Raw genomic sequence first — 15,851 nt, 5'->3', positions numbered from 1 at the left:
GTAAGGCCCCCGTTGCGGTGTACGGGGTCTCAGCCCTCGGTTCGGCGCCCGGTGATGTCCGGAGCCATGACACCGATGATGCGCTGGAGGTCGTCGACGGATCCGAACTCGACGACGATCTTGCCCTTGGAGCGGCCGATCTGGATCTTGACCTTGGTCTCGAACATGTCGGAGAGCCGGGATCCCAGCTCCTCGACACCGGGCGCGGAGATCCGTCGGGTGCGCCGCTTGGAGGCCGGCTCCTCGGCGGCGGCCATGGCCACCGCCTCCTCGGTCGCCCGGACGGAGAGCCCTTCCGCGACGATCCGGGTCGCCAGTGCGTCCTGCGCCGCCGGGTCGTGCAGCCCGAGGAGGGCGCGGGCGTGCCCCGCGGAGATGACCCCGGCGGCGACGCGGGTCTGCACCTTCACCGGCAGCTTCATCAGCCGGATGGTGTTGGTGACCTGCGAGCGGCTGCGGCCGATGCGGCTGGCCAGCTCCTCGTGGGTGGCGCCGAACTCCTCCAGCAGCTGCTGGTATGCCGCGGCCTCCTCCAGCGGGTTCAGCTGGACCCGGTGGATGTTCTCCAGGAGGGCGTCGCGGAGCATCGCGTCGTCCGTGGTGTCGCGGACGATCGCCGGAACGGTCTCCAGCCCGGCAGCGCGCGAGGCCCGCAGCCGGCGCTCGCCCATGATGAGCTCGTACCGGCCGTCCGCGGCCTCGCGGACCACGATCGGCTGCAGCAGGCCGAACTCGCGGACGCTGTGGGTCAGCTCCTCCAGCGCCTCGTCGTCGAAGACCTGGCGCGGCTGCTTCGGGTTGGGGACGACGTCGTCGACACCCACCTCGCGGAGCTGGGCGCCAGGAACTCCCACCGCCTGGTTCGTCGACTCGGGAGCGGGCGCCGGCACCAGGCTGACTGCCGGGGCCGGTGCCGGGGAGTCCGCAGAGCCCTCAGCGGTCCGCGCGGACTCCGTCGACGGGGAGTGCGTCGAGGGGGAGTCGGCAGCCGGCTCCGGCGCGGGAACCGGTGCCGGGGTCGGCGCGGGACCCGTCGGGATGAGCGCCGCCAGGCCGCGTCCCAGTCCGCCTCGCTTCGTCATGACTGCTCCTCGTCGGGAGTGGTGCTCACTGGGAACTCTCGGTGCGGAACGGCTCGGCCGTCTCGCCGAACGCCAGCGCGCCGACCGGGGTGGCGCCCGGGCCACCCGTGGCGGCGTCCAGCGGCTTCAGCTCGACACCGCGGTGGGCGAGCTCGCGAGCCGCCTCCACGTAGCTGGTCGACCCGCGCGAGCCCGGGTCGTAGGTGAGGACGGACTGGCCGTACCCCGGCGCCTCCGACACCCGGACGTTGCGCGGGATGACCGCCTCGAGGACGACGTCGCCGAAGTGGTTGCGCACCTCGTCGGCCACCTGGTCGGCGAGCTTGGTTCGGCCGTCGTACATGGTCAGCAGGATGGTGCGGACCGCGATGCCGGGATTCAGGTGCTGCCGGACCAGGTCGATGTTGTTGAGCAGCTGCCCGAGGCCCTCGAGCGCGTAGTACTCGCACTGGATCGGGATGAGCACCTCGTCGCCGGCCACCAGCGCGTTCAACGTGAGCAGACCCAGCGACGGCGGGCAGTCGATGAGGACGTAGTGCGGGCGCTTCTCCTGGGGGAGGGCCGCGACGTAGGACTCGATCGCCCGGCGGAGGCGGTGCTCGCGGGCGACGACGGAGACGAGCTCGATCTCCGCGCCGGCCAGGTCGATGGTGGCCGGGACGCAGAAGAGGTTGGGGCTGGCCGTCGTCGGGTGCACGACCTCGGAGAGGGTGCTGTCGCCGACCAGGGCGTCGTAGATGGACGCCGTCCCCACGGTGTGCTCGACGCCGAGGGCGGTGCTGGCGTTCCCCTGGGGGTCCAGGTCGATGACCAGCGTGCGCAGGCCGTAGAGGGCGAGCGCGACGCCCAGGTTCACCGTGGACGTGGTCTTGCCGACCCCGCCCTTCTGGTTCGCGATGGTGATGACCCGGATCCGCCCCGGCGCCGGGAAGGGCTCCTGGTGCGCCGCGTGCAGCACGCGGGTGGCGCGCAGCGCCTCCATCGCGATGGGGCTGTCGAAGTCACCCATGCCGTAGGAGGAGGCGGACGACTGGTCGGCGGCGAGGCTGCTGCGCAGCCGCTCGCCCGGGTCGCTCATCGCGGGTCCTTCCTCTGCGCGCGTTTCACGTGGAACGGGGTGGGCATCTGGTCCTGTTCCACGTGGAACAGCTTAGGGACCCCCCGCCCCCCACAGCTCGCGAGCTCGCTGCGGGGCCCTGCGGGCGGCCGGAAGCCTGACGTCACCGGTCTCCACGCGTCATGACCACCACGGTAGTGGCAGCGTCGCCCAGCGATGCACCGACGGCCCGCGGCTCGATGTCCCGCATTCCCGCGGCACGGAGCTCCGGGAGCAGCTGCGGGAGCTCCTCCAGTGCCCGCGATCCGACGAGGGCCACCAGCTGGGCGCCCGGGCGCAGCAGACCGCGGCACCACGCGACGAGGCGGGGCAGCGGTGCGACGGCCCGCGCGGTGACGACGTCCACGGGGCCCACGGCGGAGATGACCGAGCGGTCCTCCGCACGCCCTCGGACCACACGCCAGGACGACACGGCGTCCCCGAGCTCGGCGACGGCCTCCTCGAGGAACTCCACCCGGCGGGCCATCGGCTCCACCAGCGTCAGTGTGAGATCGGGACGTGCCAACCCCAGCGGGATGCCCGGAAGGCCTGCGCCACTGCCCACGTCGACGACGCGGGCACCGGACGGAACGGCCTCGGCCACGGCTGCGCTGTTGAGGACGTGCCGCTCCCAGAGGCGAGACACCTCCCGCGGGCCGATGAGGCCCCGGGTCACCCCGTCGGTGGCGAGCCTGGCCACGTACTGCCGGGCCAGTGGAAGAGCGTCCCCGAACACCGACTCCGCTACGGCGGGCGGCTCCGGCGGGAGGCCGGGGCCGCCGCTCGGGCGGTCCCCGGCGGTTGGACCCTCGCTCACTTGTCCGGCAGGACCACGACGCGACGGTTGGGCTCCTCGCCCTCCGACTCGCTGTGCACGCCGGCCACCGAGGCGATGACGTCGTGGACGACCTTGCGCTCGAACGGATTCATCGGGCTCATCCGCTCCGGCTGACCACTGGAGGCCACCCGTCCCGCGGTGTCGCCGGCCAGAGCGGTGAGGTCGGAGCGCCGCTTGGCCCGGTAACCGCCCACGTCGAGCATCAGCCGGCTGCGGACACCGGTGGACTGGGCCACGGCCAGCCGGGTGAGCTCCTGCAGCGCCTCGAGCGTGGCGCCGTCGGGGCCGATCAGGTCGTTCAACCGTCCGCCGACGATGGCGACCGACGCCCGGTCGCCCTCGACGTCCAGGTCGATGTCCCCGTCGACGTCCAGGATGTCCAGGAGCCGCTCGAGGTAGTCACCGGCGACGTCGCCCTCCTGGACCAGGAGGTCGTCGCCCGACCCCTTGGCCCCTTCCGTCCCTCCGGCCACGTCCGTGTCGAGGTCCGTGTCGACGTCGAGGTCCTCCACGACGGCGTCGTCGCTTCCGGCGTCGGCGTCGGGCAGGGCGGGCTGGATGTCGGTCGCAGGCTGCTGCGGAGCACTCACGGGTGTTCCTCCCAGTTCGGTGCGGGTGCCGGGGCGTGCCCGGTGGTCTGTGTGCCGGCGGAGCCGGCGGGGGAGCGGACGGTGGTCAGCGGCGCTTGCGCTTGCCCCGGTTCGCCGGCCCCTGGCCGGAGCCGGGGCGCGAGCCGCTGCCGCCGCGGGGCGCTGCCGTCGAGCCGCCTGCCTGTGGGGCGGCATCCGCTGCGTTTCCGCCCTTGTCCAGGCTCACCGCGTTCTCGGCGGACGTCGTGCTCGCCGGCGCGGCGGTGGGACGGCCGCCCTTGGTGCGCACCGGCTTGGCGCCGGGCTTCGGGGCGAGCGTGCGCGGGTCCACGGGCTTGTCCGGACCGTCCTTCGCCTTGGCGGCAGCCGACCCGGGCGGGGGCATCTTGCGCAGGATGAAGAACTGCTGGCCCAGCGTCCACAGGTTGTTGGTCATCCAGTAGATGAGCACACCGATGGGGAAGATGAAGCCCGAGACGAAGAGGCTCAGCGGCACGCCGTAGAGCATCAGCTTCTGCACCATGGCGGCCTGACCCTCGACCGGGCCCGAGCGGCTCATGATCTGCTTCTGCGTGAAGTAGGTCGTGGCGCACATGACCAGGATCAGCACGAACGCGACGGTCCGGATCGTGCCGTAGCTGGCGATCTCGAGGATCGACTGCTCCTTGGCGCCGTCCATGTTGAACGAGGCGGAGATCGGCGCACCGAAGAGCTTGGCCCGTGCGGCCTGGTCGGTCAGCTCGTTCGACCAGGAGTAGAGCCCCTGCTTGTCGGGCGCGAGGCGGCGCAGGACGTGGAACAGGGACAGGAAGACCGGGATCTGCGGAAGGATCGGCAGACAGCCGGCCAGCGGGTTGACCCCGCGCTCCTTGAACATCGCCTGCTGCGCCACGGCCATGCCCTGGCGGTCGCTGCCGTACTGCTTGCGCAGCTTGGCCAGCTCGGGCTGGAGCTCCTGCATCGCCCGCTGGGACTTGACCTGCTTGACGAACAGCGGGAAGAGGATCAGCCGGATCGTGACGACCAGGAAGACGATCGCCAGTACCCAGGAGAGACCGGACAGCCCGGACTCGGCCGGCGGGTCACCGAAGGCCAGGTTCCAGAGCGAGTGCCACCGGGCCATGACCCAGGAGATGGCGGTGTACAGCCAGTCAAGCAACGGAGGACTCCTCGAACGCCTGGCCGGCAACCGGCGGGGTGACCGGGCCTGAGCCCGGAAGATCGGACGGCGCCCGGGACGCGGACACCGATGAACTGGACGAGCGGGCGCTCTGCGCGGTTCCGCTCCGGTCGGCGGACGGGACCAGGTCCACGCCGCCGGGGTGCCAGGGCGCGCACTTGAGCAGCCGCACCAGCGAGAGCCACGAGCCACGGACGGCGCCGTGCACCCCGACCGCCTCGGCTGCGTAGGCGCTGCAGGTCGGGTGGAACCGGCAGCGCGGCGGGAAGGCCGGGCTGATCGCCCGGGAGTAGAAACCCACTACGCGCAGCAGGGCTCGCGCCGCCACCGACCGGCGGGGCGCTCCGGAAGACGTCATCGGGACGGCACCCGATCACCGAGGAGCCGGTCGAGGCCCTTCGCGAGGTCTCGGTGCAACGCGGCGAAGTCGGCATCGGCCGCCTCGGGCCGGGCCCGGACCACCAGGTCCGACCCGGACGGGAGCCGATCGAGCTCGTCGCGGACGACCGCTCGCAGCCGACGGGTCACACGATGCCGGACGACCGAGTTGCCCACGGTCTTGCCGACCACGAAACCGGCCCGTGCAACCGGCGGGGACGCGAGGTCACCGGCCGGCTGCGCGGGCCGTTCGGGGAGGTAGTGCAGCACCATGGTCGGCCGCCCGGCACGCCGGCCGGATCGGACGACGGCACTGAACTCCGGGCGCCGGCGCAGGCGTGCCTGCGCTGGCAGCACGTCAGGCGGAGAGCTTCTCGCGGCCCTTGCGCCGACGGGTCGCCAGGATGGCGCGGCCGGCGCGGGTACGCATACGCAGCCGGAAGCCGTGGGTCTTGGACCGGCGGCGGTTGTTCGGCTGGAACGTGCGCTTGCTCACGAGGTACTCCCACTACACGACATCGGCGGTGCGCCCCCGTCGGTGGACGGACGCGCGCAGGGTGCTGGACCGGTGCGGAGACCGCGCCCGACCACCCTGGAAGCTGGCACTGCGGACGACCCCCGACCCGATCGCGCAGGAACGCTGCACCGACCGGGGACGGGCAGACCCGTCCACAGACTCCGGCAAGCATAACCGAGGACCGGCGGCGGCCGGGACCCGGTCGAGGACCGACCGCCCATGATGCCTCCCTCGCAGCCTCCGGCGTGCGACGGCACGCCGATCGGGAGATCGGGTCCGACCGCTCCGGCACCCGCCGGACGGCGCCCGCCGTCGTTGCCCGGCTGTGGACGAAGCTGTTAGCGTCGCCTCGCTCCGCGTCGGACGTCAGGGTCACGATGCGCGGGCCGACCCCGTCGGTCGAATGACCGCCGAGCCGCTCCTCCACCCGCCCGATCAGGCCGCTGACCAGCACGGATGCTGATCCGGCCGCTGTCCCGTGCGAGGCCGGCGCCTAGCGCCGCCGACCGTGCACAGCCTGTGGACACCGATGTGGAACACGCCTTCCCGCGTGTCCACAGCGGCGTCCCCGACAGGACTCGGCGCGAGGGACGAGGACCGGTACGGAGGTGCCCCGCGCACCGGGAGCGGCCGTGGGGTCGACTGCATGGGAGGACGAGACGGCATGGCCGACGACCCGCTGGACCTGGCCACGGTCTGGGACCAGATCCGGGAGCGGCTGGCCACCAGCCTCTCTCCGCAGCAGAACGCCATGCTGAACCTCACCCGACCGCTGATGCTGGTCGAGGACACCGCGGTGCTGGCCGCCCCCAACGAGTTCACGCAGACGGTGCTCGAGTCCCGCATGCGCAGGGTGCTCGCCGAGGCGCTGTCCGAGCGGTTCAACCGGGACATCCGCGTCGCCGTCCAGCTCGAGGACGCGCCCGCCGAGGCCGAGGAGCCCGCCGCCCCGGAGCCCACCCGTCGTCCGTGGTCGGCCGCCGAGGTGCAGCGCGCCGAGGAGGACCGGGCCACCCGGGACCGCGCCGACGACGGCCGCAGCGCCTTCGGGGTGCGGACCGACGCCGTCGGCCCGGCGCCCTGGGACCGTGACACCTCCGCCGAGCGCCCTGCCCCCGTGGACTTTTCCCAGGTCAGGGAGCTGCACCCGGCCGACGGTCCGCAGCGTCCGCCGGTCGACCGGGGAGCTCCCGAGGACTGGAGCACCACTCCCTGGGGCCCGGACGCCAATGACTCCTCCGACGGCGAGCGGAGCGCCGACGTGCTGCCCTTCGACGTCGACCCCGGGTTCGCCGACCAGCGCCGCGGCAACGGGAGCGGCACCGGCGGACGCGGCCGGCGCCCCGAGGGCGGCCGGCCGGCCGGCCTCGACCCCGGCCTCAACGCCAAGTACGTCTTCGACAGCTTCGTCATCGGCAACAGCAACCGGTTCGCCCACGCCGCGGCCGTCGCCGTCGCCGAGGCGCCGGCCCGCGCCTACAACCCGTTGTTCATCTACGGCGAGTCCGGCCTGGGCAAGACCCACCTGCTGCACGCCATCGGGCACTACGCGGCCCGCATGTTCCCGAACGTCCGGGTGCGCTACGTCAGCACCGAGGAGTTCACCAACGAGTTCATCAACCTGGTGCACTCCGGCCGCGCCGAGGACTTCCGCCGTCGCTACCGGGACATCGACTTCCTGCTCATCGACGACATCCAGTTCCTGGAGCGCGCCGAGCGGACGCAGGAGGAGTTCTTCCACACCTTCAACACGCTGCACAACGCCAGCAAGCAGATCGTGATCACCTCCGACCGTCCGCCGAAGAAGCTGACGACGCTGGAGGACCGGCTGCGCACCCGGTTCGAGTGGGGCCTGATCACCGACGTCCAGGCGCCGGACCTCGAGACCCGCATCGCGATCCTGCGCAAGAAGGCGTGGGGCGAGCGGCTGCAGGTGCCCGACCCGGTGCTGGAGTTCATCGCCAGCAAGGTGCAGACCAACATCCGCGAGCTCGAGGGCGCGCTGATCCGGGTCACGGCGTTCGCGTCGCTGAACAAGCAGCAGGTGGACCTGCCCCTGGCCGAGCTGGTGCTGAAGGACCTGATCAGCGACGAGCAGGGCCCGCAGATCACCGCCGCGATCATCATGGCCGCCACCGCCGAGTACTTCTCCGTGACGATGGAGGAGCTGCAGGGCACCAACCGCAGCCGCACGCTGGTGAACGCCCGCCAGATCGCGATGTACCTGTGCCGTGAGCTCACCGAGCTCTCGCTGCCCCGGATCGGTGCCTCCTTCGGCGGCAAGGACCACACCACGGTCATGCACGCCGTCAAGAAGATCACCAACCTGATGAGCGAGCGCCGCGCGACGTACACGCAGGTCACCGAGCTCACCGCCCGCATCAAGAGCCGCGCCCGGCAGTAGCAGGACCCCGTCCCTCTCACCACTCGCACGCTCGCGGTGAGCCTCCGGACGGAGCCGCTCCGGACGACACCGCGGCCATGGCCGTCCCCCTGTTGAGCTGAGCCGTTTCGTCGTGCCTGCGCGGGAGCCTCCGGGCCGACTCGGCGCGACCCTTCCTGTGCCGTATCCGACCTTCGGCGACCCCTCGGCACCGTCCTTGCTTCGGTCGTTCTCGACTCGTTCACGGGCGTCTCTGCCCGGTCACGCGGGCGTCGAACGGTCGTCGTTTCCACCGGGTCCGGTCATCGTCTCGGGGCGGTCGACAAGTCGTTGTCCACACCTGTGTGGATCCCTGGGGATGACGGAAGCCCTGCATTCCGGCCTCATCGCGGGCAGACGGTCACCGGCCGCGGTCGACAGATCGAGAAGTTGTCCCCAGGAATGTGCACAGGTTGGGGAGATCTTTCGGATTCCCTCGATCCGGGGCCGCCGCACGCTCACGGCCCCGTGCCGGCGACACCGCCCGTTCCGACGCCGAACAGGGCGCTGACCTGCGGGAACTCCGAACAGCCGGCCATGCGGCCGATCGAGTCGTCGTCGGCGCTCGCCGGGGCTGGGTACGGCCTGGGGACGAACCCGGGACTGGCAGGGGAGAGGGGGTGGACGGGCGACGACGACGGTGCACAACCGTCGATCTGTCCACGTGTCGACAACAGGAAGACGCTGACCACCCACAATCGGCCAACAGCCCCGAACAGCCCCTGACCTGCGGAAAGGGGCCCGATCCCCAGCTTCCACACGTGTGATGACGAGGATGAGGGAGTTATCTCGGAGAATTCTTGAACCACACTCTGGGTGGGGACGCTGCGCTGGCAGGGCCTCGAGCGGCTCCGACAAGCAGCAGCTGGACCAGGAGCAGTGGACCGGTGGGACGGGTCGGAGCCCATCGAGGGACGGGGTTTCCCCACGAGGCACTGCACCAGGCACGATGAGCACCGCACCGCAGGCCTCGTGCCCGGTGCACGACGAAGGACGAGCTCTGCCCAGCACCGGGCGCCGTGACCCGGCGGTCGGTGGGCGGACCGAACATGGGTGGGTCGAGAGATGAAGTTCCGGGTGGCACGTGAGGTGCTCGCCGACGCCGTCGCCTGGACGGCGCGCAGCCTGCCGCCGCGGCCGTCGGTGCCCGTGCTGGCCGGCATCCTGCTCGAGGTCGACGGGACGCTGCTGTCGGTCTCCGGCTTCGACTACGAGGTGTCGGCCCGTGCCGAGATCGACGTCCAGACCAGCGAGAGCGGTCGCGTCCTGGTGCCCGGCCGTCTGCTGGCCGAGATCACCCGCGCCCTGCCGCCGCACCCCGTCGACATCACCGCCGAGGGTCCCCGTCTGGCCATCACCTGCGGCAACGCGCGGTTCAGCCTGCCCACCCTGCCGGTCGACGACTACCCGTCGCTGCCGTCCATGCCCTCGACGGCCGGCCTCGTCGACAGCGACGTCTTCGCCGAAGCGGTCAGCCAGGTCGCGATCGCCGCCGGTAGGGACGACACCCTCCCGATGCTGACCGGCGTCCGCCTGGAGATCGAGGACGACCTGATCACCCTGGCGGCGACCGACCGCTACCGCCTCGCCGTCCGCGAGTTCGCCTGGCGCCCGGAGACCTCCGGCCTGTCCGCCGCCGTCCTGGTGCCCGCGCGCACGCTGGCCGACGCCGCGAAGACGCTGACCAGCGGGCCGGAGATCACGCTGTCCCTGTCCTCGGGCAGCTCGGGCGAGGGCATCCTGGGCCTGTCCGGCAAGGACCGGGAGACCACGACCCGCCTGCTGGACGCCGAGTTCGTGAAGTACCGCGCGATCATGCCGAACGAGTCCCTGTCGCACGCCATTCTGCCGGTGGAGCTGTTCACCGCCGCGGCCAAGCGCGTGGCGCTGGTCGCCGAGCGGGGGACGCCGCTGCGCTGCGAGTTCACCCCCGGGCAGGTCACCCTGCGCGCCGGTGGCACCGATGAGGAGGGCCAGGCCGAGGAGCGTTGCGACGTCGATTTCGACGGCGACCCGCTGACCATCGGCTTCAACCCGACGTTCCTGCTCGACGGCCTGGCCGCCGTGCACACCGGCCGGGCGCGGATGGACTTCACCAGCCCGCTGAAGCCGGCGGTCCTGTCCGGCGTGGACGAGCCGCCGGCCGACGACGCCCCGGCCGCACCCGCCGAGCGGAAGGGCAGCTACCGCTACCTGATCATGCCGGTGCGCCTCCCTGGCTGATGCCGGAGCGGGCTGCCGTCGCGCACGGCGGTCCGGAGCAGCACGATGAGCACTGGATCCGAGATCGCGACGAGGGGACTTCCACCGTGCAGCTGGGGCTGATCGGGCTGGGCAAGATGGGCGGCAACATGGCCGAGCGCGTGCGTCGCGCCGGTCACGAGGTGGTCGGCTACGACCGCGCCCCGGGCAAGCGGGACGTCGAGACGCTGCCGGAACTGGTGCAGGCGTTGTCCGCGCCCCGGGTCGTCTGGGTGATGGTGCCTGCGGGTGACCCGACCCGGCAGACGGTCGAGGAGCTCGCCGGTCTCCTCGAGGCCGGCGACGTGATCGTCGACGGCGGCAACTCGAAGTACACCGACGACCAGGTGCACGACGTGCTGTGCCGCGAGAAGGGCATCGGCTACGTCGACGCCGGCGTCTCCGGCGGGGTCTGGGGCCTGGAGAACGGCTACGCCCTCATGGTCGGCGGCACGGCGGACGACGTCGCGAAGGTCCAGCCGATCTTCGACGCCCTGAAGCCTCCGGCGCCGGTGGACGAATCGGGCCAGGAGCTCCCGGCCGCGGGCTTCGTGCACGCCGGCCCGGTGGGCGCCGGCCACTTCAGCAAGATGGTCCACAACGGCATCGAGTACGCGATGATGCAGGCCTACGGCGAAGGCTACGAGCTGCTGGCCGCCGTCGACCTCATCGAGGACGTGCCCGGCGTCGTCCGGTCCTGGACGCAGGGCACGGTGATCCGGTCGTGGCTGCTGGACCTGCTGGTCCGGGCGCTGGACGAGGACCCGGCCCTGGACAAGGTCAAGGGCTACGCCGAGGACTCGGGCGAGGGCCGCTGGACGGTCGAGCAGGCGATCGAGAACGCGGTTCCGATGCCCACGATCGCAGCGTCGCTGTTCGCCCGCTTCTCCTCGCGGCAGGACGACTCCCCGACGATGAAGGCCGTCGCCGCGCTGCGGAACCAGTTCGGCGGGCACGCCGTCCGTGCCGTCCAGGCGCAGGAGGCCGAGAAGCCGGCATGAGCACCCGGTGTACGTGAGGCACCTGCAGGTCGGCGACTTCCGCAGCTGGGAGCGCGTCGACCTGGCCCTCGGTCCGGGTCCGACGGTGTTCGTCGGCCGCAACGGGGAGGGCAAGACCAACCTCGTCGAGGCCGTCGGCTACCTGGCGACCATGAGCAGCCACCGGGTCTCCGGTGACGCTCCGCTGGTCCGCCACGGTGCCGGGCAGGCGGTGGTGCGGGCCGCCCTCCGTCGCGGGGACCGCGAGCTGCTCGTCGAGATCGAGATCAACCCCGGCAAGGCGAACCGGGTGCGGGTCAACCGGGCGCCGCTGCCCCGCCCGCGCGAGGTGCTCGGCATGGTCCGCACCGTGCTCTTCGCGCCCGAGGACCTCTCGCTGGTGCGCGGTGATCCGACCGAGCGACGTCGGTTCCTCGACGAGCTGCTCGCCACGCGCACACCCCGGCTGGCCGGCGTCCGCAGCGACTACGAGCGGGTCCTCAAGCAGCGCAACGCCCTGCTGAAGACGGCGCGCATGGCGCGCGGCAAGGCGATGGAGACCCTCGACGTCTGGGACGGCCACCTCACCGACCTCGGCGGCCAGCTGCTCTCGGCCCGGCTCCGGCTGGTCGCCGACCTGGCCCCGCACGTCGCGGAGTCCTACGCCGGCGTCGCCGGGGAGGGCGCCGCGGTCGCAGGGCTGGGCTACAGCTCGACCGTGCCGCTGGCCGGCGACGGCACCGCCCTGGCCCCCGGCGCGGAGCTCCCCACCATCGAGGAGCTGTCCGCGGCGATGGCTGCCCGGGTCGCCGAGCGCCGGGGCGACGAGCTGGACCGCGGCATGACCCTGGTCGGGCCGCACCGGGACGACCTGGTGATCCATCTGGGACCGGCTCCGGCCAAGGGGTTCGCCAGCCACGGCGAGTCCTGGTCCCTGGCGCTGGCGCTGAAGCTCGCGACCTTCGCCCTGCTCAGGGCCGAGGGCGAGGACCCGATCCTGGTTCTGGACGACGTCTTCGCCACCCTCGACGCCGAACGGCGGGCTGCCCTGTCGGCGGTGGCCCGCTCGGCGGAGCAGACGCTGATCACCGCCGCGGTGGTCGACGACGTCCCGCCCGAGCTGCGCGGCGCGCGGGTCGAGGTCGGGGACGGGTACGCCGTCGTGGTGAAGGATGCGGTCGCGGCCACCGACGGAGGCGCCCCGTGACCGAGGACCGTCCCGCCCGGCCCAGCGACATCGCCCGCGCGGCACTGGAAGCGGCGCGCGCCGCCTCGGCCGCCCGCCCGAAGCCGACCCGGAGACGGATCGCCGGCCCTCGGCGCAGCTGGAGCGGGCCGGGCCCCGGGGCGGACGACCCGCAGCCCTTCGGCCGGCTGGTGGACTCCCTGATCAGCCAGCAGGACTGGTCCGAGCGCACGCGCGTGGGCTCGGTCTTCGGGCGCTGGTCGGTCATCGTCGGCCCGGAGATCGCCGCCCACTGCCGGCCGGAGACGCTGAGCGAGGGCGAGCTGCTCGTCATCGCGGAGTCGACCGCGTGGGCCACGCAGCTGCGCCTGCTGGCGCCCACCATCCTGGGGAAGCTGCGCGCGCAGGTCGGTGGGGACGTCGTGACCAAGCTGCGCGTTGTCGGTCCGACGGCTCCCAGCTGGAAGAAGGGCCCGCGCTCCGTGCGCGGCCGGGGGCCCCGCGACACGTACGGATGAGGCGCCCGACCACCGGGAGGGTGCCGGGGAGGACGATGCAGGGATGACCAGTCCACGCGACCCTGAGGACCGCGACGGCTTCGGCGGGCCCGACGACGGCAGCGACTGGCGGGAGCCCCCGCACCTCGGCTCCGGCGGCACGCCCGACGACGACGTGGACAAGCCGAACTTCGCCGACCGCCGCCGCACGCCGCGGGACGAGTCGGACTCGCTGAGCTCCGCGTCCTGGCAGCCACCCGGCTGGGACCTGCCGGCCGCCGAGCCCCGGCGTCCGGTCCCGCCGCCGTCGGATGCACCGGTCCCGTTGCAGAAGCCGCCGCCGCAGGAACCCCCGCTGCCCGGCCCGCCGCCGGAGGCCGTGGCCTCCCCGGAGCGGCGCACCGGCAGCCGCGCCCGGGGCGCGGCGGACCAGGTCTTCGCCTATCAGGGCGACCTCGTCGGCTCCCAGGGCTGGGCGCTCCAGCACGGGTGGACCGTCACCGACGGCACCACTCCGCAGGACGCCGTGCTGGCCGACGTCATCGCGAGCTCCCCGGTCCGGGCGACCAAGGACCACCGCGCGGGCAACGTGCTGCGCGGCCGGGCCGGCGGCCTCGAGCTCGTCGCCTTCGACGTGGTCTACGCATCCGGGCGGCACGTCGTCCCGGAGTACGCGGTCACCGCTGCGCCGGTGCTGGGACAGGTGCCGGTGTTCCGGCTCGGCCCGGCCCGGTTCTGGCGGCACCGGACCGGCGGACTGGTGCCCCTGGCCAGTGGCGATCCGGCGTTCGACGCGCGCTGGCTGCTCCTCGCCGGCGAGGACGACCCGCGGCTGCACCGGCTCGCCCAGGACCCGGCGGTGCACGCGGTGCTGCTCGGCAGCGACGACGGCGACGAGTTCTGGTCCGGTGCCGGGCATGTCTCAGCGATCCGTCCCGACGGGCACCGACCGCCGCTGCTCGAGCACCACGCCCGGCTGTTGACGGCGATCGTCGCTGCTCTCGGAGGCGAATCGCGCTGACGCCCCCGACCGGCGACGAGGAGCGGGCACCCGCCGCCCGCGTCCGTGACCTGCTGCCGCTGCTCCGCCCGCACCGGCGGGCGCTCATGTTGGCCGCAGGCCTGTCGCTGGTCGGCGCGGCCGCGGCGCTGGCGCAGCCGGCACTGGTCGCGCGGGTCATCGAGGCCGTGGGCGCCGGGCGCTCCGTGCTCGTCGCGGTCGCCGCCCTGGTGGCGGTGCTGGTCGTCGGCGCCGTGCTGGGAGCGGCCCAGCAGTTCGTCCTCCAGCGCACCGGCGAGGGCGTCGTCCTCACCACCCGGCGCACCCTGGCCGACCGGCTGCTGCGGCTGCCCGTGACCGAGTACGACCGGCGCCGCACCGGCGACCTGATGTCGCGGGTCGGCGCGGACACCACGCTGCTGCGGGCCACGGTCACCTCCGGGATCGTGGAGATCGCCGGGTCGGTGGTCATCGCCGTCGGCGCGCTCGTGGCCATGGCGCTGGTCGACGTCTGGCTGCTGCTGGTCACCGTGCTGGCCGTCGGCGTCGGGATGGCCGTCGCGATCAGCGTCTCCCGGGGCATCCGCCGGCTCAGCCGGCAGGCGCAGGAGGCGGTCGGCGCCATGACGGCGGCGCTGGAGCGGGCGCTGTCGGCGGTGCGCACCATCCGGGCCAGCGGCGCGACCGCGCGTGAGGTCGAGGCGGTGTGGGAGACGGCGGGCCGTTCGTACGCCGCGGGAGTGCAGGTCGCCCGGCTGCAGGCGCTCGTCTCGCCGGCCAGCTCGATCGCGGTGCAGGGCGCGTTCCTGGCGGTGCTGGGCCTCGGCGGTTACCGGGTCGCGGAGGGCTCCATCGGCGTCGCGGACCTGGTCGCCTTCATCCTCTACCTGTTCCTGCTGGTCATGCCGCTGGGCCGCTTCGTGCACGCCTGGACCGAGGTGCAGAGCGGCCTCGGGGCGCTCGCCCGGATCCAGGAGATCCTCCGGCTCGCCCCGGAGGCCGACGACCGCCCCGAGCGCGGCGGCGCCGTCGTCGCCCCGCGCAGCCCCGCGGCGGGGGACCCCGCGCCGCTGCTGGAGCTGGACGACGTCTCGTTCGGCTATCCGGACGGGACGCCGGTGCTGCGCGGCGTCTCGCTGTCGGTCCGGGCCGGCAGCCGGGTGGCGCTGGTCGGGCCGTCGGGTGCCGGCAAGTCCACGGTCCTGGCGCTGATCGAGGGCTTCTACCCGCTGTCCGGCGGTGCGATCCGGTGGGCGGGGACCGACGTGCGGGACCTGCCCCGGGCGGCGCTGCGCGCCCGGCTCGGCTACGTCGAGCAGGAGGCGCCGGTCCTGGCCGGCACGATCCGGGAGAACCTGCTGCTCGCCGCCCCCGGCAGCGGCGACGCCGAGCTGTGGGCGGTGCTGGCCGACGTCGGGCTCACCGCTCTCGTGCAGCGGTCACCCCGGGGGCTGGACGTGCCGGTCGGCGACGACGGCGTGCTGCTCTCCGGCGGGGAGCGCCAGCGGCTGGCCATCGCACGCTCGCTCCTGGCCCGCCCGGAGCTGCTGCTGCTCGACGAGCCGACCGCGAGCCTCGACGCCCGCAACGAGGGGCTGCTGCGTGACACGCTCGCCGCGGCTTCCGCGGACCGGGCGCTGCTCGTCGTCGCCCACCGGCTGTCCACCGTCCGGGACAGCGACCTCATCGTGGTCCTCGACGGCGGGCAGGTCGTCGCCCGTGGCACGCACGACGAGCTGGTCGAGACCAGCCCGCTCTACCGCGAGCTCGCCACCGCGCAGCTCCTGGTGTGAGCCCCGGAATGATCAGCTCACCTGATCGTTCCGCGTCCCGGCTCAGCACCG

15 protein-coding genes are annotated in these 15,851 nt (G+C 73.0%); 7 read left to right on the top strand and 8 right to left on the bottom strand.

Going from position 1 to position 15,851, the window contains the following annotated elements; all coding sequences use genetic code 11:
• Positions 1–29 precede the first annotated feature (29 nt).
• From LBW97_RS19215 to rpmH, 8 genes are all read right to left on the bottom strand, one after another.
• The gene (locus tag LBW97_RS19215) at positions 30–1,082 is read right to left on the bottom strand and encodes a ParB/RepB/Spo0J family partition protein (protein WP_304505477.1); all 1,053 of its coding nucleotides are present in this window, start codon (positions 1,080–1,082) and stop codon (positions 30–32) included.
• A gap of 25 nt (positions 1,083–1,107) precedes the next feature.
• Complete coding sequence (locus LBW97_RS19210; RefSeq protein ID WP_255601565.1) at positions 1,108–2,160, bottom strand: ParA family protein; 1,053 nt, start codon at positions 2,158–2,160, stop codon at positions 1,108–1,110.
• Between the two features lie 142 nt (positions 2,161–2,302).
• Positions 2,303–2,995 carry a 16S rRNA (guanine(527)-N(7))-methyltransferase RsmG gene (gene rsmG / locus LBW97_RS19205; RefSeq protein WP_224500976.1) on the bottom strand — a complete coding sequence of 231 codons (693 nt, stop codon included), beginning with the start codon at positions 2,993–2,995 and terminating at the stop codon, positions 2,303–2,305.
• Entirely contained in the window at positions 2,992–3,606 is a 615-nt protein-coding gene (locus LBW97_RS19200) for a protein jag (protein WP_224500975.1), read from the bottom strand. Before LBW97_RS19200 ends, rsmG begins: the two co-directional genes overlap by 4 nt.
• A gap of 85 nt (positions 3,607–3,691) precedes the next feature.
• The gene (yidC, locus tag LBW97_RS19195; protein WP_224500974.1) at positions 3,692–4,765 is read right to left on the bottom strand and encodes a membrane protein insertase YidC; all 1,074 of its coding nucleotides are present in this window, start codon (positions 4,763–4,765) and stop codon (positions 3,692–3,694) included.
• Complete coding sequence (gene yidD / locus LBW97_RS20640; protein ID WP_224500973.1) at positions 4,758–5,144, bottom strand: membrane protein insertion efficiency factor YidD; 387 nt, start codon at positions 5,142–5,144, stop codon at positions 4,758–4,760. Before yidD ends, yidC begins: the two co-directional genes overlap by 8 nt.
• Entirely contained in the window at positions 5,141–5,521 is a 381-nt protein-coding gene (gene rnpA / locus LBW97_RS19185) for a ribonuclease P protein component (RefSeq protein ID WP_224500972.1), read from the bottom strand. Before rnpA ends, yidD begins: the two co-directional genes overlap by 4 nt.
• 1 nt (position 5,522) lies before the next feature.
• Positions 5,523–5,660: a 50S ribosomal protein L34 gene (rpmH, locus tag LBW97_RS19180; protein WP_091930872.1), complete on the bottom strand. Its 138-nt coding sequence runs from the start codon at positions 5,658–5,660 to the stop codon at positions 5,523–5,525.
• Positions 5,661–6,327: 667 nt separating this feature from the next.
• Here rpmH and dnaA point away from each other — a divergent pair.
• The 7 genes from dnaA (at position 6,328) to LBW97_RS19145 (ending at position 15,800) form a co-directional block, all read left to right on the top strand.
• The gene (gene dnaA, locus LBW97_RS19175) at positions 6,328–8,085 is read left to right on the top strand and encodes a chromosomal replication initiator protein DnaA (RefSeq protein ID WP_304505476.1); all 1,758 of its coding nucleotides are present in this window, start codon (positions 6,328–6,330) and stop codon (positions 8,083–8,085) included.
• Positions 8,086–9,180: 1,095 nt separating this feature from the next.
• The gene (gene dnaN / locus LBW97_RS19170) at positions 9,181–10,326 is read left to right on the top strand and encodes a DNA polymerase III subunit beta (protein ID WP_308010512.1); all 1,146 of its coding nucleotides are present in this window, start codon (positions 9,181–9,183) and stop codon (positions 10,324–10,326) included.
• A complete protein-coding gene (gnd, locus tag LBW97_RS19165; RefSeq protein WP_224500970.1) occupies positions 10,326–11,345 on the top strand; it encodes a phosphogluconate dehydrogenase (NAD(+)-dependent, decarboxylating) in 1,020 nt (339 codons plus the stop codon). Before dnaN ends, gnd begins: the two co-directional genes overlap by 1 nt.
• A 13-nt stretch (positions 11,346–11,358) precedes the next feature.
• The gene (gene recF / locus LBW97_RS19160; RefSeq protein WP_308010511.1) at positions 11,359–12,531 is read left to right on the top strand and encodes a DNA replication/repair protein RecF; all 1,173 of its coding nucleotides are present in this window, start codon (positions 11,359–11,361) and stop codon (positions 12,529–12,531) included.
• Complete coding sequence (locus tag LBW97_RS19155) at positions 12,528–13,028, top strand: DUF721 domain-containing protein (RefSeq protein ID WP_224500968.1); 501 nt, start codon at positions 12,528–12,530, stop codon at positions 13,026–13,028. The genes recF and LBW97_RS19155 overlap by 4 nt, the downstream gene beginning before the upstream one ends.
• Before the next feature lie 43 nt (positions 13,029–13,071).
• The gene (locus LBW97_RS19150; protein ID WP_224500967.1) at positions 13,072–14,028 is read left to right on the top strand and encodes a hypothetical protein; all 957 of its coding nucleotides are present in this window, start codon (positions 13,072–13,074) and stop codon (positions 14,026–14,028) included.
• Positions 14,029–14,114: 86 nt separating this feature from the next.
• A complete protein-coding gene (locus LBW97_RS19145) occupies positions 14,115–15,800 on the top strand; it encodes an ABC transporter ATP-binding protein (protein ID WP_224500966.1) in 1,686 nt (561 codons plus the stop codon).
• Positions 15,801–15,851 lie beyond the last annotated feature (51 nt).

This window comes from Blastococcus sp. LR1 (genome assembly GCF_020166105.1).
Taxonomy (GTDB): domain Bacteria; phylum Actinomycetota; class Actinomycetes; order Mycobacteriales; family Geodermatophilaceae; genus Blastococcus.
Note: the sequence above shows the minus strand (reverse complement) of the source record. Positions and strands in the feature narration are given on the sequence as shown.

Coding starts and splice junctions, on each gene's coding strand:
- LBW97_RS19215 (WP_304505477.1), bottom strand. CDS start 1,082: ATGACGAAGCGAGGCGGACTGGGACGCGGCCTGGCGGCGCTCATCCCG.
- LBW97_RS19210 (WP_255601565.1), bottom strand. CDS start 2,160: ATGAGCGACCCGGGCGAGCGGCTGCGCAGCAGCCTCGCCGCCGACCAG.
- dnaA (WP_304505476.1), top strand. CDS start 6,328: ATGGGAGGACGAGACGGCATGGCCGACGACCCGCTGGACCTGGCCACG.
- LBW97_RS19150 (WP_224500967.1), top strand. CDS start 13,072: ATGACCAGTCCACGCGACCCTGAGGACCGCGACGGCTTCGGCGGGCCC.
- gnd (WP_224500970.1), top strand. CDS start 10,326: ATGCCGGAGCGGGCTGCCGTCGCGCACGGCGGTCCGGAGCAGCACGAT.
- yidD (WP_224500973.1), bottom strand. CDS start 5,144: ATGACGTCTTCCGGAGCGCCCCGCCGGTCGGTGGCGGCGCGAGCCCTG.
- LBW97_RS19145 (WP_224500966.1), top strand. CDS start 14,115: ATGTTGGCCGCAGGCCTGTCGCTGGTCGGCGCGGCCGCGGCGCTGGCG.